The following is a 19,381-nucleotide window of genomic DNA, read 5'->3' on the forward strand; positions in this document are numbered from 1 at the left end:
ATATATGATACATATAGTTAAATAAAAGGAAGATTGTGGAAATCACTCCGTCAATAAAAAAGGAATTAAAGCAAAGTATACTATATACTTGTCTAGAGAAGTGCAAGAGTGCGTTTTGGTTCATTTTCTGGTTTAGCTCAGGGATTAATGCGTTAATGTTATTTTTGCCACTTTATACCTCTCAGGTACTTGATCGAGTGATATCGAGCGAGAGTGTGTCAACACTAGTTATGCTGACGATTATTACTTTATCTGCGTTTGCATGTTCTGCAATGCTTGAAACTTGTCGATATTTAGCTATGGCTAAAATTGGTGATTGGATTGATAAAACTGCAACACCAGATCTAATAGTAAGGTCAATCAGGTTAACATCAGTACAAAGCTCAACTTCAAGTGGTGAAGCAATACGAGATCTTGGAGTAATAAAAAATTTCATTACAGGAAATGGTATATTTTCACTGTTCGATACTCCATGGTCGCTAATTTACCTTGTTGTGATCTTTATGATACATACCTCTACAGGGTTTATAGCTATTGCCGGGATCATTATATTAGTTTCAATGGCAGTATGGAATGAACTTGCCACTAAGCGTATATTGCGAGAAACCAATGAAGAAACTATACGCAATATTAATGCTATAGATGTTGCAACAAGAAACGCAGAGGTGGTTGAAGCTATGGGCATGTCAGAATTTATAGTTTCTGATTGGTGTAAACGGAATGATCAAAATCGTGCAATGCAAGTTACAGCGCAGAATCGTTCTAATGTAATTACTGGTATTACTAAATTTTTACGTTCAACTCTCCAAATTTCAGTAATTGGAACAGGTGCATTACTTGCAATCACAGCTCACAAAACTGCCGGTAGCATTATTGCTGCCTCGATTTTGATGGGTAGAGTATTGGCTCCATTTGATGCAGCAGTTCATACTTGGAAATTTTTAAATCAAGCCAAGATGTCATATGGCAGGCTGCAAAGACTTATCCTAACATCCCCAAAAAGAGAGCAAACTATGGCTCTACCAGAGCCTGAAGGGAAGTTGGAATTTGATAGGGTATTTTTTACTCCTTATGGGAGCAATAAGCCAACAGTAAAAGGAATCTCATTTGTAATAGAACCAGGGGATGTTGTTGGTGTTATTGGTGCAAGTGCTTCTGGTAAGTCGACCATTGCAAAACTAACCGTTGGTGTTTGGAAACCCATATCAGGTGTAGTCAGACTAGATGGCGCTGATGTATATACTTGGAATCGAGAGAACTTTGGTAATTATGTTGGTTACTTACCTCAAGATATTGAGTTATTTAACACGAGCGTTAAAGCTAATATTGCCCGCATGAGACCAGATCCAAATCCTGAAGAAATAATCAAAGCAGCAAAAATTGCAGGAATACATGAATTAATACTGAGCTTACAAAATGGGTATGATACAACAATAGGAGGACCTGGAGGAGTAATACTCTCTGGTGGCCAAAAACAGCTTCTTGGACTTGCAAGGGCTTTCTATGGTAATACTAAGCTTTTAGTTCTTGATGAACCGAATGCTAACTTAGACAGTAATGGAGAGGCGCGCTTGATTAATGCAATCAATGTTGCAAGAGAGCAAAATACTACCACTGTTATCATCACTCATAAGCTACAGCTACTATCTGTAGTCAATACAGTGATCGTCATGTCAGATGGGGTGATTTATGCTATGGGACCAAAAGATGAGATTTTGAGTAGATTAGTTGCTCCATCACCAGATGCCACAGAAGATAAACGTTCTTCAGCAAGTGGTTAAGAAAGAGAGAAGTTGTCACACTTCTCTTTCTCTTATAGAGTACTATATGCACAGTTTATAAAATCTTAAGCAATTGTTATTCGAAAAATCCAATAATGATTAGCCACGGAACCTATTTGCTAATTCTCTCACATTAACCTTAGACATTTCTGATGTAGGCTCTTGTGTATATGAGACATCAGATTTAACGCCTTTTTTGTCATGACCTTTAGTAATAGAACATACTACAGTATCAGCCTTTACATGCTTAACACTTGGATCTGATTGAGAAACCCATGCTTTCTTTCCATTTGTGCTTCAAGCTTACTGCTATCATGTGTAACCCTACACCTTTCTAGATTACGGTCACGTTTGTCAGGAGCTACATATCCATCTATATCACTACATAAGAACGGACGCACTTTGAACCTGTCTGAACTAACAACATTTTCAACACTTGCAGAATTATGAGCTTTTCTATTATTGCGCATTTTATCTACAGCTTCCTTTATTTTTTCTTTTGATGGTTTTGGCAGCAGTGCTGGCTTATATGCACATGCTGGTAGTTCTGGAAATGAGTCTTCCTGAGACAGCAAATGACTTTGGTTTCTCTTACTATCTGATTCTTCAATATTCTTTATTGATGTCTTAAAAGAGTTTTCGTTTTTCTTTTTTAGATCTAACTCGTTTAATCCGCTTCCAACATTATTTTTTCTTGTTGTAGTGTGAATAACACCTAGAAGTTTCACTTCATACTTAAATTTTTTATCAATGGTATCCATTGACTCATTAGACGAGGAATCTATTTGAAACCTATCATTTGAAAATTTTGATTTTGCAGCATCAAAAAATATACTACGTTTTTCTATCTTTTTATTAGTCATATTTTACCTCTAAACCTATTAATTAATAAAAGTATAAATTAAGAGGTATTAATTTTATTATAATAATAAAGGCTCAAGAAGCATCACCGTAGGGTTTTCTATATAGTACTTAAAGGCATTTAAAAATTTTGCTCCGAGTGCTCCATCAACTGCTCTGTGGTCAACAGAGAGAGTAACTGTCATTATCTCTGCTATCTCTACTTTTTCACCTATGACAACCGGCTGTTTTTTAGATTCACCAACAGCCATAATGCAAGATTGCGGTGGATTGATTATAGCGCTGAAAGTTTTTATACCAAACATGCCTAAGTTGGAGATAGTAAATCCTCCTCCTTGAAATTCTTCAGGCTTTAGTTTTCCAGATCTTGCCCTACTTACTAAATCTTTCACTTCTTTTGATATAGATAAAACACTTTTTTCATCAGCATTTTTTACTATAGGAGTAATCAGTCCATCCTCAAGCGCTACAGCAATTGAGATATCTATATTTGAGTATCTTACTATTTTAGTATCTATCCACGATGAGTTTATATCAGGAAATTTTTTCATGCTGAAAGCCACAGCTTTTATAATTAAGTCATTAATTGTTACTTTATTGTTTTCATTTGCTGAATTAACCTCATTTTTGAGCGATATTAGCTTATCAACGTGGCAGTCTACAGTTAAATAAAAGTGTGGAATATTTTGCTTAGATTCAACTAGGCGCTGCGCTATCACTTGGCGCATATTGCTTACTTCAACTGTTGTATTTTCCTCAAATCTCTCATAGCTTTTAGTTTGATCTAAAAATTCTAATACATCAGCTTTGATGATACGACCATATGGACCTGTACCTTTTAATCGCTTTATATCAACACCTTCATTTTGAGCTATTTTTTTAGCTAAGGGGCTTACTTTTATTCTATTTTCTGTTGCTCTATCCTCTTTTTTAGATCCCAGTGTCACACACTGGGATGACATTGAAGAGCTAGATGAAATCGAAGGGTTGGATGATACTGAAAAATCGGCTTCAACCTCCTTCTCAACCTTGGTATTGATGGCAGAAGCTAAATCAAGTGCGCTTTTATCTTCCCCTTCCTCTAACATTAGAGCTATCAGTTGATTTACAGGCACACCACTTGTTCCTTCCGACACTAAAATTTTTGCTAAAACTCCTTCATCGACAGATTCAAACTCCATTATGGCTTTATCAGTCTCAATTTCAGCGATTACATCACCTATTTCAACTTTATCTTGTTCTTTTTTACACCACTTTACAATTTTCCCTCCAGTTTTACTCATTGTTGGGGAAAGAGCGGGCATCAATATTTCTATAGGCATTTATTCTGCATTAAAAGATCTATTTAATTTTTAATTTACTCTTTACCCTATGTCAATCTAATCGTAAATCATGATACTTATATCATCCTAGTACGTGATGCTGGAATCTTGGTTGACTACTGTTATCCTACTATTTCTATTGCTTAGTCCTAGACAGAGTACAAATAGTAAGATCATCATGAAAATAGACGAATCTGTTATAATGGAAATAGAAAAATGTAGTGCTTACTATCCTCTCACAAACATATAGCTTGGGTACAGAAAAAATTTATATGAGGAGCTGGTTAAATTGATAAAAGATCAGAATTAATAGTAGTTTCCGAATCTTCTGTAGCAGGCTCTTCATGTGAAGCAGAGGACAGACTAACTTCTTTATCCTCTGTTCTCTGTATAGAACTACCACAAAAACTCCTTAACATCTCTTCAGCAGATGAATTTAAAATCTGTATAATAGACTTTTCACTTTGTTCTCTCAGCGATTGATCCATCTTAGAAATCAACTCGGAAAATTCGCTACCTTCTTTTCTAGCTTCACTTTCTATCTTATTTTTTATGCTTTCTATATTACTTTGGTTAATTTCTTCTTTCGTTATGTTAAATGAATTAGCAATACCTTGATACTTAATCTCACAATCGCCACAGCCAACTATGCAAAGAGCAATAGAATCGGATATTTCACCTGCAGCCGAATTATGGATAGTGTAAGCTAAGCAATTGTCATGATATTTAATGCCAAGCTGTTGCTCTATCAATTCAGAAATTTCATTTTTTAAAGACATAAAGTACCTCCTTCTTACATTACTGTACCTTCTGATTAAAGTACAACAGCTGCTCCTAAATAGCAATCCATATATGGTTTACTTTAATAAATTATTAAAGTAATACCAATTCTCATTATTAATGAACCAAATAAGAAGCATAGCAGAGTTGTTTAACCGTGGAAGGGGAAAGAGAGGTAATAAATTTACACAAAGCGCATTCAAGCAGAACAATTGTATCGTAGATTTTATTGCGTAAAATGTTCTGTTTTATATATAAACGCTAATTCTGGATTAAAAAGAGAATAGAAAAGTCAGGAGAGTAGGGTAAACTCAACAAATAGAAAAAAATAGATGAGGTTACCCATGGAAGATATAACAAAACTGTTTTGTCTGGTCGATGATTTTTGCAGAGATATAGAGAAAAATTTTGCAGATAAACTACTGCCAAACGGTAAAAACCCACAAGAGTGCCAGAAATTACACATTCGGAAATTATCACAATAATCCTCCTGTATCAGCAATCTCCCTGTGAAAATTTTAAGGCTTTCTACCTGCATTACCTAACATTGCTCTACAAATCAGAGTTTTCGAAGTTGCCTTCATACACTAGGTTTGTTGCTCTAAAGCCCAGGGTTTTGTGGCATTTAGCCATGCTATTACAGTGCCTTTGCGGATGGTCAGAACTTACTGGAATCTCATACATAGATACAACTCCTATTGCAGTTTGCCATGCAAAAAGAATATCAAGAAATAAGGTTTTTGCTGGAATTGCAAAATTAAGCAAGAGTACATATGGCTGGTTTTTCGGCTTTAAACTACATTTGATAATTAACGAGAAAGGTGAAATTCAAGCTTTTACGCTTACAAGAGGTAATGTTGACGATAGAGAGCCTGTAGCAAACCTAACTAAGAAATTAACCGGTCTTTTGTTTGGTGATAAAGGCTATATTAAAAAAGAGCTTTTCCAAGAGTTGTTTAACCGCGGTTTGAAACTTGTTACCAAGGTGAAAAAGGGGATGAAAAACGCATTAATTTCACTACATGAAAAGATTTTGCTGAGAAAAAGGTCGATCATTGAGACGATTTTTGGCTACCTCAAAAATAGACTTGAAATTGAACATACTCGCCATAGATCTCCCGTTAATTTCTTGGTTCACATCTTTTCTACTCTCATTTTCTATTCCTTGAAATCCAAAAAGCCTTCCATTTCCTATACTTTCTTCCTTCCTTAATCCAGAATTAGCGTTGGAAGGGGAAAGAGAGGTAATAAATTTACACAAAGCGCATTCAAGCAGAACAATTGTATTGTAGATTTTATTGCGTAAAATGTTCTGTTTTATATATAACCAAAACCTCTCAACAGGATTGAGTTCAGGTGAGTATGGTGGTAGGTATATAATTTCGATATTTTTAGGTGCCTTTAAATTTTTTGACTTATGCCAACTAGCTCAATCCATCACGAGAAAAGCCTTTCGTATTCCTAAATATTACGACATCTGTTCAAGGAATATATTTATACAATCAGTGTTGACGTTTGGTGCAAATAAGCTAAAATTCTCTCCATTTCTGGGATTAACTGTACTATAGAGATAAAAATTTTCCCTACCTAATTTTACCTTAACCTGTGTCCTACTGCCTTTTTTAAACCACCCATGTCCAACTTTTGAATGTGTACCAAACCGTAATTCATCGAAGAAAAATAGCTCTTTTTCAGAATGCATGACAATAGTTTCATTGAGGTTTTTTTTTAAACTCCTCTTGCTTGTTTTTATCTTGTCCACTATGAACTGGTCTTGGTGTGATATATGAGAATTTCATTCTTTGCATATTACGATGTATTGCGGATTTGCTGATATTCAAACCAAATCTTTCTTGGATTCTTATTCTCATTTCTCTAATAGTAATATTGGGGTTTTCCTCTATCCACAACTCAATTCGTTCAAGTTGACTTTGGTTCAATATAGTTTTTCTACGGCGTTGAGGTGGAGCAAATAATTTTTCTTCTCTTCCAAATTTTATGTGCTTTATCCATGTAGTAATTGCCTTTCTCGAAATGCAACATATTTTTGCTACAGCTGTTATACTGTGCTTTTTTGCTGCAATTACAGCATTTAGTTTTTTTGCAACATACGCATTATTTCTTACTCTCTTCAGCATCTCTTTTGCTGATTTCACCACTTTTTCATCCAATAATTTTGATCTTAATGCCATCTAAACCTCGCTATTTTACTTACTTCAGTATGGCTTTTTTCCATTATTTTCTATTCGTTGCTTGTATAGCGGGAATTGGTATAAGATAGAATTTAAAATGATGACCATATACGAATTAGTAGCGATGAACCGTTTTAATCAAGATGAGAAAGTAAGAGAGAAGTATGAGTCACGTATTTCTGTACCTTCTGAGATTATTTTAAAATCAACTCAGGAATTGTTTTCCACTATAAAAAGTGAAGAATTAGATGAAGACCAAAAAATTAGGAAGCTTAAAGATTTAATAAAAAATGGTGGTATTGTTGGTGCCACCTATAATGGTAATACGCTATTACATTTTGCTGCTTTTAAAGGTTATGCAAGTATTATTAATGAATTAATATCGGAGTATACAAAACAAAATAATCCTGAGTTGAGTAACTTTATTAATGCTGAAGTAAATACTCTAAGTAATAAAGCAACAGCACTCCATCTAGCAGCATTCTTTGGTCATAAAGAGGTTGTTCAAATTTTATTGGAAAATGGTGCTAATGTTAATGCTAAGGACAGTCAAGGTCACACACCTATCGATCTCTGTTACAAATTACGACTCTTAGGAAGAGCTGATAGAAATGATCATTCTAAGATTATCAGCTTACTTTTAGAGGGTTACTATGATGATGAGAAGATTATGGCACTAAGTTTAGATCCCAGAGATACAGATGATTTTATCAGATTAATTTACAATAGACGCTCTGAAAGGGAGAGTAACTATAAAGAAGTTTTAAAGCTTTGTGAAGAAGATGTGAGAAAAATTCTGTTTTTAGTAGAAGATTTAGATATTGATTTAAACCTAGAAAAAATACTTAACTTCCTTACGCAACTGTTACAGAAGGCTAGTAGAAATGATTATTCTAATATTATCAGTTCACTTCTTAGTTATAATGCTGACATTGATCCAAACTTAGATGGAATATCTAGTCTATTTGAACAGAAGAGTAAATATCAAGAAGTTTTAGAGTTGTTTGAAACAACAAAGGTTTTAGTACAAGATTTAAATAGTGAATCTAACAACCTTTATAATCGTGCAGAAAAACTTTTTAATAAGGGTGAGTATGGAAGTTCATTATTGATGATGTTGGAGTTTTCTTTTCAAATTGACAAAAAGAGTAAACAGGTTGAACATTTTCGCAAGAATGTAGAAAATATTATTGACAACTTGCGTATTCTTAGTGACTTACCCGAGACCTGTCCTCGAAGTCCAATTAGTGGAACAAGTGGTAGCAGAAGAAAAAGAGAAATTATTGAATGTGAATTATCATGGGATGAGGATATAAAGAAGATTCGTGAAGATGAGGAAGATGTAAAAGATATCAGTAATCTTAAAATTAATAGTGATAAGTTTATCGATTATATCAAGTCAATATCAGAAAATAAACATACTCAATTAATACAGCTAGCAGGTCAAGTTCCAGTTACAGGAAAATCTGAAGGTTTAGTTAACAAGCTGATCAACAATCAAAAATTCATAAACCATTTGGGTAAAGTTGGGATGATTTCTGGTATTACTATGCAAGGCATGATGGCTAAAAATGTTTTAGCTGATGCTGTTAATGACAATTATCAAGGTCTAGCTATCAATTTAGGGTTTATTGCTCTTCCATTTGGTGTTAAAGCTGGAGAAAATGCTGCTCTTAAAGGGTTACACTCTGCTTCAGAGATTGCTTATGCTCGAGGATTTAAACTAGCTCCACTTGTAGAGTCATCTCTTGCTCAGGCTTTCAAAGTATCATCTTCTTTCCTTGCTCGTAGTACATCAGCTTTTATTGCCTATGATTTAGTAAAAGAACTTAGAAACGGTACAGTAGTTGGTGTTGTAGGAGATAGCGTCTATTTAGGAGGTGATGCTGCAGAACTTGGTATAGAAGTTGCTGAAGGATTTGGAGTATTAGAGGGAGTTTCATCAGTTACAGGTCCTATAGGTGCTACAATTGGTGCTGTTGTGTTTGTTGGTACTGATGTTTATCAAGCTGTAAAAAAAGTAGAAAATATTGATAGACTAGTACATCTAACAGCAGAAGAAAGATTTCTTGAAGGCATACGTGCGTTTATAGGCATAGGAACAGAAAAGCACATAGAAGAATTAATTGAAGAAAAACAGTTATATAATCAACTTGTTAGACAAGCTCTTGAGTATCTTAAACAGCACAATGATATTCAAAGATATGTTTTTCCTACTGGTAAATTAGTTCAAGATACTTGTAGTATGGTTCAATACAAAGAACAATGTCCTTCTCTTGATATACACTCTGATCTAATGGTTATGCCAGGTGAACCCACTGGGCTTGGAATAAGAAACGCTTGCCACAAGGATAAAAATGGTAATCTCTTCATTCTAAAAGAAAGAGAGGAATGCATAACTAAATTTAAACCAGACTCAAATAACATGGTGATTCTAGATGAACAGAAGCCTGGTATTAAGTGGAGTGAGATAAGACCTGATAATTCACCTGAAGGAAATCTCTTCTGTATAACGCAAGGTCATGGCGATTTAGCACCAGGGTTAGCTTACAGCTGTAACAATGCAATTGGTGTTGAGTATTCTAGCAATAGAACAAATAATTACACTTTCATTGACTTAGGAGATGGTACTGACCTTGGAATAGGATTTAATAACAATAGTAATATATTTCTCATAGGTAATGGATACAAGACTATTCATGGAGGAGAAAAAGATGATACTTTTATTTTACAAGGTGATAGCTTTGAAGGTCAAATCTTTGGTAGAAATGGAGCAAATACTTTAGACCTAAGTAAATTTTCACCGCAAAGTAAATCTTTATCCTTAAACTTTCGTGGTTCTCATTTACCTCTTTCAAATTTACCTCTTTCAAAAGGTCTGATCGATCAAATAAGCAAAGTAATAACAAGAGAAAATAAAGAGGACATTATCTCGTGTGACGTTAGTCTAAAATATATCGATGGTCGTGGTGGAAAAAATGAGAAAGAACAGGATATTATAACTGTTAATAGCGGAGATTACTTAAGTGGAAAATTTATTCCTAAAGTGCAAATAATGTTAAGGGATTACACTGTAGTAAATAATCGTGCGTCAAAGGGAAATTTTAGTTACTTTGTTGATCAGAAGAAAGGAAAAGCATCTGTAGATATCTTAAGCACAAGTAAAAATGAGTTTATATTTAATAATACTCTCGAAGACATTAAAGCTATAAATTTCAATAGTAATGATGTAAGAACTGTAAAGTTTGTTTTTTCACCACATAACACTGAAACGCTTATTTCTTATAGAGTACAGAATATCTCATTTACATTAAAAGATGGTATAGTAATTAGTGTGAGTAAAGAAGGTAACCTATATGCATTACAAAATAGCAACAAATCAGTTGATGAAATAATCAATAGTTACTCTAGAGTAGCGAATAATTTAAAAATGTCTATCTTTGTACACTCATTACTAAACAACGAATCTATCGTAGTTGGGCATGGAAAACATGATGTTATAGAGAATAATCCTGAGTACAAGAGTCATCTAATAGGTAATGGTGGTGAGAATATATTTGTAGTTACATCTGATAAGCTGCCTATACCAGAAATAGTACTTTATGATGTTGATCAAGAAAACAAAATAGACACTCTAGATTTACGTAAAATAAGAAAACAAGTAGAAAGTGATTTAAATGTAAAAGTTAAAACAAGAATTATAACAAGTGACAAAGATTTAATAATACAGCTGTTTTATGAAAAGGATAACGAGGTCTCAGAAAGTAATATAGTACAAGTAAGATTAAAGAATGGTCTATTAACAAATTGGTATGACAGATTACATGTAATTATGAATCACGTACCAATGAAAATAGAGGAGTTTGAGTTAAGACCACTACCTTTAGTATTCGATAACAACGAGGAAATCATTAGAATAGCAGTAGAAGATGTAGGTAAGAATAATAAGATTATTATATCACAGAAAATTGAAGATTATACTTTCAGTAAATTAGGAAACGATCTAATAATGACCTTTAATCACAATGCAAGTTTGATACTCAGTGAATTTTATAAAAACAAAGAAATGGAAACACTAACTATTAGATTTGCAAATAAAGAAGTAACAATAAAGGATGAGTTAAATAATGTAAGAAGTTTTGATGATTTAAAAGAAGAATACAAAAACAGCACTGCTAATATTATTAATAGTTTCAATACTACTGAAGCAATAGCAGGTTTCAATTCCACTGAGGCAAGTGAGACAAGAGTAGAACCATTAAAAAGGAATAGAAGAGCTGTACAAGGTAATGTAAAGAGTTCAGCTAGTAGCCCAACTTCATTTATCAACACTATAGCAAGTACTTTTACTAATACAGTGATGGGTGTTATACAAGGTGTTTCTCGGTTTATTTCAGCTGAAAAGCATTCAAGCGCTCACATGTCTTCTCAACCCGTTCAAATAAGTGATACAAATAGTACATTACTGTTGTTAGACGTATTTATAAGAAAAATTACCGGAGAGAAGTATGTTTCATTAGCAGAGCAGTCTATTTCTCCATCGCAAGCAAGAGCTTATGCCTTAAGTATTATAAGCAGCTTCGAAAAGGTATTAGCTAAAAGCTCCGAATGTGCAATATCAAAGATGGACTTTTATTGGTTTAATAAGTTATTTAGGTCTATAGAAGGTAGTATGATTAGTGGTCAGTACTCTAAAGTGCCAAGAATACTGTATGAATCTGCTGAAAGTGTTTGCACTAATCCAAGTAAAAAGTTTTTTAGTGATGTAGAAAGAAATATTGAAAGAATGCTTAATGACATAGTGAAAGAAAATTCTATGAGTTTAGAGAGATCTACTATAAACAGTAGTATACCTTTGGCTTCACTCAGCAACATTGCTATAGAACCTGCGAATAGAAGAAGAGCTATAGGTTGAGAAAAGCTTTATTACTGGATGAGGAAGGTTGTTTTTGTTTCTGTTGGTTAGTGTGGTTTTTTCGTAATTATGAGGCTGACTTTGTTACAACAAATTCAATCTTACAACCCATTCTAACTAACAGGGTTAAAAGAAGTTCTAAAGAAATGAGATCAGTTCTGAGTCTATTGATACGCGATACTTTAGGTTGATCAATTTGCATAAGTGTGGCAGCCTTGTTCTGAGATAAACTATGCTTAGCTATAATGTCTTTAATAAGATGTATAAGCTCTAATTTTGTGTTAGAATCTACCTTTATTGTCGTAAGGTTGTTAACTTCCAAATCTGTATCATATTCAAGTTTTAGTAAAAAGCTAAGAAGACGGGGCAAAGAAAAGCCAAAGGTATGTAAGTTTTTTATACACGATACTTTTGGTTGATCTACACCCAAGATTTTTGCTATTTCTGTTTGTGTACAAGATTTTTCTTTCAATATAATATTAATAATCTTCATTAATTCTGTTTTAATATTCTGTGAATCAAATTGAATTATATAACTATTTTCTAAAGAAACAGGATATTCAGTGACAGCAATGCTTATCTTATTTACCTCATTTATCTTACTCTACTTACAGTAAGGCATCTATTTTCAGACTATTCAAGTGCTTTATATTCTGGAGAAAGTAGGGTTAATAATATTTTAAGATAGTGACTATAACAATGAAAATATTATTTTTGTAGCTTTTTTATTTCATCTATAGATAAGCCAGTAGACTGTGAGACAATATCAACTGAAACTCCAGCTTTAAGTAGGTTTTTTGCTATTTCTAACTTATTTCTTTCCTCGCCGATTTGAATACCTTCTTGTCTACCTTTTTCAGTAGCATCATCAAGTTTTTGGATGAGAATGGCTTGCTCTTTCTGCACATTCATAATTCTCTCTTCGTATGCAGCTAAGTCTTTCTCATTCCAGTGAAATTTATCCAGTTCATCATAGGCTAACTTTATTACTGGTTCTTGCTGTGCAATCTTTTTTAGATCTTCATCTGTTGTCTCTTCTGCATATTTAAAAAAGTAACACCAACGCTCCGTATTATTTTCTAGCTCGTCTACTCTATTTTTAGGAAACTTAGGCAGTTCAATGAAAACAAACTGAAAGTCTTTTAAATAATGTCCATTAGTTTTTATATCACGTATATTATGGGTTGAAATATAGTGAACGTCTTTAGGAAATAGATTACAATTAGAAATGGCGATAAAGTAGACCTTTTGCAAATCAAAGTAATGACAAGATTGTCTAGAATAGGCCTTAGCAGCATAAAGTTGAGCACGCTTTTCAAACCCTTTATCTCTGGCAACCTGCATCTCGACCACAAATTTTCTGCCTACTGAATCTTTACAAAGAATATCGACAATGCTTTGTTTATCGGAAGCAATTTCAGGGTCCATGATTGTACTGAGAAATTCAACTTCTTGTATTGCATTTTCACCTGTAAACTCTAGAATATCATTTAGAAAGTGTATAAGGATGTTTTTATTTTTTTCACTGCCAAATATTCGCTTGAAGGTTAAGTCATTTTTAGGGTCTAAGAACTTGGAAAAAGGCATACCAGTAGAATATAAAATTGCTTAATCATACATTATTAACTACGAAACTTCAATGTAAAAAAAACATGAATTCGAATGATGTACCGGACCTTATTAATATAATTATAGGTAAGAAAATAAAACTATGGAGACAAGCACGCGGTCTAACTAAAACTGCATTAGGAGAAAAGCTAGGTATTTCCTATAGTCAAATAATGAAGTATGAGAACGCCTCACACCGAATTTCAGCTAGTAGACTATATGAATTAGCAAAAATTTTATCAGTTGATGTATCGGACTTTTTCACTGATTTATCTGAAGATCTACATGAAGATTATGAAATAGAAGGTAAAGATGTACTTGAGCTGATCTCGGACTATAGAAAGATAAAAAAAGAACTCCAAGGATCAGCTCGTTTAGTAATTAAGTCTTTTCCAAAGGATTAACGTTCTATAGATGGGGTTTTATCGCTTTTTATTTTATTAACCCAAGTTTCATTCTGTGTAACAGGTTTTACAGTTTCAGTAGACTTATTCAAACTAGCAAAGCTACCAGACCTAACAAAGTATCCCTTTTCTATTGCATCATTTACAGTCATTCGCCAAATAGACATTGATTTCCTATTTTTTCTCCTTTTTCTTGAAGCTTGTGCCATAATTCCTTATTTTCTGGTTCAATTTTTACTTGATTGTAGCTTTGATATACTTTGATATGAAACTCTCCCAGACTAGTACTGAATGTAACTGTAAAAGCACTATTGTTAGAGATATCAACATAATCTCGTTCACCATTTTTTCCTGTTTTGACTTCCACTTCCCCATCACCTATTTTAACTATATTGCCGCCAATGTTGAGATCTCCTCTATCAAAACCAAGACTCTTTGTACCTTCTATAACCTTTTTCATGTCTACTGTGCTATCTCTTGAAAACTCAATATAGAATCTGCAATTGTCAAATTCGACGTCTTTAACGGTTCCTGATATAGTTGCTCTTTCTGCTGCTTCTCTTAACTTTACGCGACGGTTGTGTAATTGTGGTTGAACTTGTTTCTTTACCTTATTATAAAATTCTTCATTATTGAAATCTGCACCATATAGAGCTAATTTTTTAATCAAATCGTCTCCTTTAAATTTACTGTGTTGCATCTTAAGTACAACTACTTGTGAAAAACTAAAACCATTTTTATTAGGTGCATTTATCCTTATGCCAAAGTCTAATGCTTCATTTACTGTTTTGTTCAGCTCATTTATATTTTTAGCAGAAACAATTCTTTTCAAAAATTCATTTAATTTCAAGATCTCATATTCACTCAACTTAATTTTACTCAATGCTGGTTGAAAAGGATCAAGTTCAGTTGGATAAATACTCATTTTAGCCTCCATGCTTTTCTGACAGTGTATAGAATCAGTTACAAATTAATTATTAACTTTACATGCTCTACAAGATTAGTCAAGTCTTTTTAAGACTAATATAAGGCAATATATTCACTAATATCACTAATAAATAAAACACTAAAAAATTTGCAGAAATGACTTGCTTTACTGAAAAATCGATGGCTTCATGACCACCACTGCAAAAATGCAGAGTAAATAATGTAAAAAGTTTAATCACTAATTAGAGAGGTATTTTATGAATAATAGAAAAACAGAATTAGAAACTAGAGTATTATCAAGTAAAGGCAGATCTCTGTTCGACCATGAATTAATTGAGTTGATTTTATACCGAAATGTTGAAGATAATAAAGTTTCAGAAAAATTAATGAAGCTGTTCAAAAGTGTTGGTAAGGTTATTAATGCTGATTTCATGAACTTAAAAGTGTGACTGGTATGAATGATTCAGCAATTGCAACAATATTTAGTGTCAGGGAACCATTACAAAGAATGCTGAAGGAGGATTTAAATGAGCTACCAGTGATAGAAAATCAAAAGAAATTAATAGAATACTTAAAAGTAACAATAGCACAATCAACCGTAGAAAGCTTTCTTGTAATTTATCTAAACAAAAGATCTCGCATTATTGATGAATACCTTCAAGAAGGAACAATAAATAAATCACCACTATATCCAAGGGAGATAATTAAAAGAGGATTACTAGTAGGAGCGACAGCAATGATTATAGCGCATAACCATCCTGGGGGAAATGTAAAACCGTCACAACACGATATAAGTGTAACCAAAACTTTGTCACTGGCATGCAGTAGTATGGATATAGAACTTATTGATCATTTAATTGTGACAGAAAAAAACTACTTCAGTTTTCTTGAAAATAGGATACTTTAATTAAACACTAAAATCATAATACTATGGCATTCTCAATATCTAAACAAAATTACAAGAATTTGAGTGATCAAGAAAGACAGGAGCTCTATAGAAACTTGATAAAAGAAGTACAGTGTGCAGCTGAAAGTAACGATATTGAGCAGCTAAAAAAGTTAAGTGAAATAGCAGTAGCCATAGAGGAAGCAAGCAGTACAAACCTGATCACACCTTTTGACGCTGAAAATCCACTGAGGGAAGCAAATATTATAGTAGAGAATAATGGTAAAACTAACTATTTGTTTAGCCTTGGTGGATCATCAAAACTTTATGATTTAATGGAGAATACAAACGAAGCAATACTTCAGGCAATCAAATCCAATGATGTTGAGTTGGTAAAACACTTATTGCTAACTCTATTGTCTGACGATCCTAATAAAATAATAAATGAAAAACTAACACAGCTAAAAGAAGTGATACAATTATTATCAGGTGTATATAAGGAAAAACTTTCAAAAGATATACAAAATTATCTTGAGAAGAAAATAAGGTTTTATAGCTTTTTATGTGATTTTAAGGTAAACGAAAATCCTGTAGAGTGGTTTGTAAATCGTTCTGAGCTTGATTGTGAGATAGATATATTCTTACTGTGTTTGATTAGAAGAGAAATAAAAGAAGAGGTCTTGCTTTCTGAAATAGATAACATGATTGAACTTCTGAAGAAACATGAAGAATTTTATGAATTAGAATACAAGATAAGAAGGCTTAAATCAGAACTTGAAAGTAGCAAAAGTAAATATACGGCTGCGGTAATACAAGCAAGTATTGAAGAACGTAAAAAGGAAATGTATAATATCGAAGAGAAGTACATAAGGTCAAGAGACTTAATTAATGAAAAGAAGAGATTAATTTCTTATCTCCAAACTCCATGGGAATAGTTCTTTTAAATGCAAAAACTATAAATAAGATAGCAGCAGGTGAAGTAATAGAAAGACCAGCAAGTGTAGTTAAAGAGCTAGTCGAAAATGCAATTGATGCAAAAAGTACAAAGATAGAGATAAAAATAGAAGCTGGTGGACGTAACTTTATTTCAATTACTGATAATGGAGTTGGTATAGAAAAGGATGAGATAGAGCTTGCATTTATGCGTCATGCAACATCAAAGTTAAGTGATACAAATTTGATAGAAATAAAACATTTAGGGTTTAGAGGAGAAGCTCTACCATCAATTGCAGCAGTTAGCAGAGTTAAGCTTTCAACAAAAGAAAAATGTTCAGAAGAAGCTTGGTCAATACAGTATGAAGGAGGAGAAAAAATAGAAGGTTTAACACCAAGTAATCTTTTTTCTGGAACAACAATTGAAGTTAGAGACTTATTTTTCGTGACGCCAAATAGGTTGAAGTTTTTAAAATCAGAACGTTCTGAGATTCAGTATATTATTGGTATAGTAAACAATCTAGCAATTATTAATCCTAATGTGGAATTTTCTGTTGAGACGGAAAACAAAAAGTGTATCAGGTACAACATGCAAACTTCATTACTTGGTAGACTGTGTGAGATAGAAAAAGAGTTTGAAAATAATTCACTTGAGATACATGAAGAAGAAGCTGATCTAAAACTTTCAGGTTATATATGCAAGCCCACAGTAAACAGAGGTAATGCTTCAATGATCTATACTTTTGTCAATAAGAGGCCAATAAAAGATAATTTGCTCATAGGTGCAATTAAATATTCGTATCATGACTTAATACCAAGTGGTAGATATCCATTTGTGGTATTACATCTTGAAGTACCGTATGATCAAGTAGATGTAAATGTGCATCCAAATAAATCTGAGGTTAGATTTCAGAATAAGAGACTGATATATGAATTGGTAAGCAGAAGTTTGATTAAAGCACTATCAGGAAGAATGAGTGTTGCCCTAGAAGCAGGTGAAACTTCAGAGGTAAGTAAAACAAACATAGAAAGTTTAAATGAGAGTTACAACATTACAAAAGCATCTCCTTCCGAGGAAAGAAAGAACAAATACGAATTTTATGAAAAAAGACCAACTCCTTTGGAAAATAAGCTTACAAGAGAGTTTCTATCACCTGAAACATCTGAATATCAAAAACCAGAGCCTCCAAGTAATAAAGATGAATATCGAATATCAGAGTTAAAGAATTCACAAGTTCAACTCACTGAGGAACATCCGTTGGGATTTGCATGTTGTCAGGTTTATAATACTTATATTATTGCGCAAGCTAAGGACAAATTAATTATAGTTGATCAGCATGCTGCACATGAAAGGCTCGTATATGAACATCTAAAACAGAAATCGAATATCAAAAAACAAACATTACTTATTACTGAAGTAGTGGAAATTAAAAGTGAAGCTGAAATGGAGATGCTAGAAAAATACAGGGATAAATTATTTGAGCTAGGTTTTAACATTGAAGTGCAACCAGATAATAAGATTACAGTCAAGGAAATACCTGCAATTTTAGGTGATATAAATGCAAGAGAGATGATAGAAGATATAGTCTGTAGATTGCTAGAAATTGAAGATACACTACCTATTGAAGAGAGAATAAACAAGATACTAGCTACTATAGCCTGTCACCACTCAATCAGAGCTGGAAGGAAAATGAAAATAGAAGAAATGAATGAGCTACTTAGAAAGATGGAAGAAACACCATTTTCTGGACAATGTAATCATGGAAGGCCAACTTATATAGAGATGAAACTAAGTGATATTGAAAAACTCTTCGAAAAAAATTTCAGGGTCAAGCATAATTAATATTCTCTTTATAGTTGTAATATTATACTTAATTTCTAATAATAAGAACGCTTAGTATAAATATTGACCTTTTTAAATGACCGTAGAAAGGTTTTTTTATGTTAGGAGGTAGTAAAACATATCATGATACAATTGCCTCTATAACTGCCATTAAAGCGCTATTACATGATTTCCGTTTAAACTTAAAAATTTTCAAGCTATATAACAAAAAAGCTAAGCAAGGAAATTTGGCCTAATATTTATGTTATTTTATTTTTCAAATTACTTATATTTGGTTGATTCAACTGAAATATTTTCTGATTTTACTGATTCAGCTAAAGTTTTGCTACGTTGTTTAATAACTTTCTTTAACGTCTTCACAGCTATAAAATTGATCATGAAAATACATACAGAAGTTACAGCTAATGCTGACAGGGGGGACAAATTGAACATCGGTAAAATTGCCATAATCGTGCAAGATGTCAGTAAAAGTGCCAACTTTTTGCTTTCTATTATCTTGTTTTTCTGTGGATTTAATTTTTCCTTTAGCTTTTTGAAGACTTTTTTGAACATGCGCCTCTTTTCAGCTCTTTTTCTATGGGCTTTATTTTCAAGCTTTTGTCCACTTTTTTTGATATTTTTTACCTGAGAGATTTTAACCTTCGTAGGTTTTATCATAATTTCAGAACTTAGCAGTTTTGGCTTATTAATAGCTTCTTGAACTTTTTTATGTTTTTTAGGCGAAATTATATTCTTTAAGCCCTTCTTTGCTTTTTTATATAATTTTTTGCTTGGCATTTTATCTATTAATTACTGATTGTCCTCTATCTTGCTTCCTGCTGAAGAGAAATGATATTTTATTTCAAGAAATGCATTCCATGCCTTAAACCGAATAAACTTAACGCATAAAAACAAACTACGTTTTAATACTAAATGCGAGTATAAAGAGA

The 19,381-nt window shown here is 32.9% G+C and carries 15 protein-coding genes and 3 pseudogenes; 9 read left to right on the forward strand and 9 right to left on the reverse strand.

What is annotated here, in order from left to right; genetic code table 11:
• Window positions 1-35 precede the first annotated feature (35 nt).
• On the forward strand, window positions 36-1,781 hold the full coding sequence (locus tag O1Q06_RS05395; RefSeq protein ID WP_410542320.1) for a type I secretion system permease/ATPase: 1,746 nt from the start codon (window positions 36-38) through the stop codon (window positions 1,779-1,781).
• A 239-nt stretch (window positions 1,782-2,020) separates the two neighbouring features.
• Here the strand turns inward: O1Q06_RS05395 and O1Q06_RS05400 are convergent, their stop codons facing one another.
• The 4 genes and pseudogenes from O1Q06_RS05400 to O1Q06_RS05415 all read right to left on the reverse strand — a co-directional run.
• Window positions 2,021-2,644, reverse strand: coding sequence for a hypothetical protein (locus O1Q06_RS05400; RefSeq protein WP_410542321.1), 624 nt, complete (start codon window positions 2,642-2,644; stop codon window positions 2,021-2,023).
• 57 nt (window positions 2,645-2,701) lie between these two features.
• Entirely contained in the window at window positions 2,702-3,964 is a 1,263-nt protein-coding gene (locus O1Q06_RS05405) for a pyruvate dehydrogenase complex dihydrolipoamide acetyltransferase (RefSeq protein WP_410542322.1), read from the reverse strand.
• 284 nt (window positions 3,965-4,248) lie between these two features.
• Window positions 4,249-4,743 (reverse strand): hypothetical protein, encoded by a 495-nt coding sequence (locus tag O1Q06_RS05410; RefSeq protein WP_410542323.1) that lies wholly within the window; start codon window positions 4,741-4,743, stop codon window positions 4,249-4,251.
• A 118-nt stretch (window positions 4,744-4,861) separates the two neighbouring features.
• Window positions 4,862-4,999 (reverse strand): annotated as a pseudogene (locus O1Q06_RS05415) (IS630 family transposase); the annotation flags it as partial.
• Window positions 5,000-5,088: 89 nt separating this feature from the next.
• On the opposite strand from O1Q06_RS05415, the pseudogene O1Q06_RS05420 reads away from it, so the two are divergent.
• Window positions 5,089-5,957 (forward strand): annotated as a pseudogene (locus tag O1Q06_RS05420) (IS982 family transposase).
• Between the two features lie 21 nt (window positions 5,958-5,978).
• On the opposite strand, the pseudogene O1Q06_RS05425 reads toward O1Q06_RS05420, so the two are convergent.
• Window positions 5,979-6,936 (reverse strand): annotated as a pseudogene (locus tag O1Q06_RS05425) (IS630 family transposase); the annotation flags it as partial.
• Between the two features lie 97 nt (window positions 6,937-7,033).
• Here O1Q06_RS05425 and O1Q06_RS05430 point away from each other — a divergent pair.
• Complete coding sequence (locus tag O1Q06_RS05430) at window positions 7,034-11,851, forward strand: ankyrin repeat domain-containing protein (RefSeq protein ID WP_410542324.1); 4,818 nt, start codon at window positions 7,034-7,036, stop codon at window positions 11,849-11,851.
• Between the two features lie 67 nt (window positions 11,852-11,918).
• Here O1Q06_RS05430 and O1Q06_RS05435 read toward each other — a convergent pair whose 3' ends face one another.
• Together O1Q06_RS05435 and O1Q06_RS05440 are read right to left on the reverse strand one after the other, a co-directional pair.
• On the reverse strand, window positions 11,919-12,344 hold the full coding sequence (locus O1Q06_RS05435) for an XRE family transcriptional regulator (RefSeq protein WP_410542325.1): 426 nt from the start codon (window positions 12,342-12,344) through the stop codon (window positions 11,919-11,921).
• 215 nt (window positions 12,345-12,559) lie between these two features.
• Window positions 12,560-13,438, reverse strand: coding sequence for an Rpn family recombination-promoting nuclease/putative transposase (locus O1Q06_RS05440; protein WP_410542326.1), 879 nt, complete (start codon window positions 13,436-13,438; stop codon window positions 12,560-12,562).
• 65 nt (window positions 13,439-13,503) lie between these two features.
• Here O1Q06_RS05440 and O1Q06_RS05445 point away from each other — a divergent pair, with 65 nt between their 5' ends.
• Window positions 13,504-13,863, forward strand: coding sequence for a helix-turn-helix domain-containing protein (locus O1Q06_RS05445; RefSeq protein ID WP_410542327.1), 360 nt, complete (start codon window positions 13,504-13,506; stop codon window positions 13,861-13,863).
• Between the two features lie 148 nt (window positions 13,864-14,011).
• Here the strand turns inward: O1Q06_RS05445 and O1Q06_RS05450 are convergent, their stop codons facing one another.
• On the reverse strand, window positions 14,012-14,788 hold the full coding sequence (locus O1Q06_RS05450; protein WP_410542328.1) for a hypothetical protein: 777 nt from the start codon (window positions 14,786-14,788) through the stop codon (window positions 14,012-14,014).
• A gap of 259 nt (window positions 14,789-15,047) precedes the next feature.
• Between O1Q06_RS05450 and O1Q06_RS05455 the strand changes: the two genes are divergently transcribed.
• From O1Q06_RS05455 to O1Q06_RS05475, 5 genes are all read left to right on the forward strand, one after another.
• Window positions 15,048-15,239, forward strand: coding sequence for a hypothetical protein (locus tag O1Q06_RS05455; protein ID WP_410542329.1), 192 nt, complete (start codon window positions 15,048-15,050; stop codon window positions 15,237-15,239).
• 5 nt (window positions 15,240-15,244) lie between these two features.
• Window positions 15,245-15,697 carry a JAB domain-containing protein gene (locus tag O1Q06_RS05460; RefSeq protein WP_410542330.1) on the forward strand — a complete coding sequence of 151 codons (453 nt, stop codon included), beginning with the start codon at window positions 15,245-15,247 and terminating at the stop codon, window positions 15,695-15,697.
• Between the two features lie 59 nt (window positions 15,698-15,756).
• Window positions 15,757-16,611, forward strand: a complete 855-nt coding sequence (locus tag O1Q06_RS05465; RefSeq protein ID WP_410542331.1) for a hypothetical protein — start codon at window positions 15,757-15,759, stop codon at window positions 16,609-16,611.
• The gene (gene mutL / locus O1Q06_RS05470) at window positions 16,602-18,452 is read left to right on the forward strand and encodes a DNA mismatch repair endonuclease MutL (protein ID WP_410542332.1); all 1,851 of its coding nucleotides are present in this window, start codon (window positions 16,602-16,604) and stop codon (window positions 18,450-18,452) included. The genes O1Q06_RS05465 and mutL overlap by 10 nt, the downstream gene beginning before the upstream one ends.
• 98 nt (window positions 18,453-18,550) lie before the next feature.
• On the forward strand, window positions 18,551-18,688 hold the full coding sequence (locus tag O1Q06_RS05475; RefSeq protein ID WP_410542333.1) for a hypothetical protein: 138 nt from the start codon (window positions 18,551-18,553) through the stop codon (window positions 18,686-18,688).
• Window positions 18,689-18,713: 25 nt separating this feature from the next.
• Here O1Q06_RS05475 and O1Q06_RS05480 read toward each other — a convergent pair whose 3' ends face one another.
• Window positions 18,714-19,229 carry a hypothetical protein gene (locus tag O1Q06_RS05480; protein WP_410542334.1) on the reverse strand — a complete coding sequence of 172 codons (516 nt, stop codon included), beginning with the start codon at window positions 19,227-19,229 and terminating at the stop codon, window positions 18,714-18,716.
• Window positions 19,230-19,381 lie beyond the last annotated feature (152 nt).

The organism is Wolbachia endosymbiont of Tetranychus urticae, from assembly GCF_046529255.1.
In the GTDB taxonomy this organism is placed as follows: Bacteria; Pseudomonadota; Alphaproteobacteria; order Rickettsiales; family Anaplasmataceae; genus Wolbachia.

Excerpts from the sequence above, each read along its gene's own strand:
- O1Q06_RS05400 (WP_410542321.1), bottom strand. The coding sequence starts at position 2,644 with ATGACTAATAAAAAGATAGAAAAACGTAGTATATTTTTTGATGCTGCA.
- O1Q06_RS05405 (WP_410542322.1), bottom strand. The coding sequence starts at position 3,964 with ATGCCTATAGAAATATTGATGCCCGCTCTTTCCCCAACAATGAGTAAA.
- O1Q06_RS05410 (WP_410542323.1), bottom strand. The coding sequence starts at position 4,743 with ATGTCTTTAAAAAATGAAATTTCTGAATTGATAGAGCAACAGCTTGGC.
- O1Q06_RS05430 (WP_410542324.1), top strand. The coding sequence starts at position 7,034 with ATGATGACCATATACGAATTAGTAGCGATGAACCGTTTTAATCAAGAT.
- O1Q06_RS05435 (WP_410542325.1), bottom strand. The coding sequence starts at position 12,344 with ATGAAGATTATTAATATTATATTGAAAGAAAAATCTTGTACACAAACA.
- O1Q06_RS05440 (WP_410542326.1), bottom strand. The coding sequence starts at position 13,438 with ATGCCTTTTTCCAAGTTCTTAGACCCTAAAAATGACTTAACCTTCAAG.
- O1Q06_RS05445 (WP_410542327.1), top strand. The coding sequence starts at position 13,504 with ATGAATTCGAATGATGTACCGGACCTTATTAATATAATTATAGGTAAG.
- O1Q06_RS05450 (WP_410542328.1), bottom strand. The coding sequence starts at position 14,788 with ATGAGTATTTATCCAACTGAACTTGATCCTTTTCAACCAGCATTGAGT.
- O1Q06_RS05455 (WP_410542329.1), top strand. The coding sequence starts at position 15,048 with ATGAATAATAGAAAAACAGAATTAGAAACTAGAGTATTATCAAGTAAA.
- O1Q06_RS05460 (WP_410542330.1), top strand. The coding sequence starts at position 15,245 with ATGAATGATTCAGCAATTGCAACAATATTTAGTGTCAGGGAACCATTA.
- mutL (WP_410542332.1), top strand. The coding sequence starts at position 16,602 with ATGGGAATAGTTCTTTTAAATGCAAAAACTATAAATAAGATAGCAGCA.
- O1Q06_RS05475 (WP_410542333.1), top strand. The coding sequence starts at position 18,551 with ATGTTAGGAGGTAGTAAAACATATCATGATACAATTGCCTCTATAACT.
- O1Q06_RS05480 (WP_410542334.1), bottom strand. The coding sequence starts at position 19,229 with ATGCCAAGCAAAAAATTATATAAAAAAGCAAAGAAGGGCTTAAAGAAT.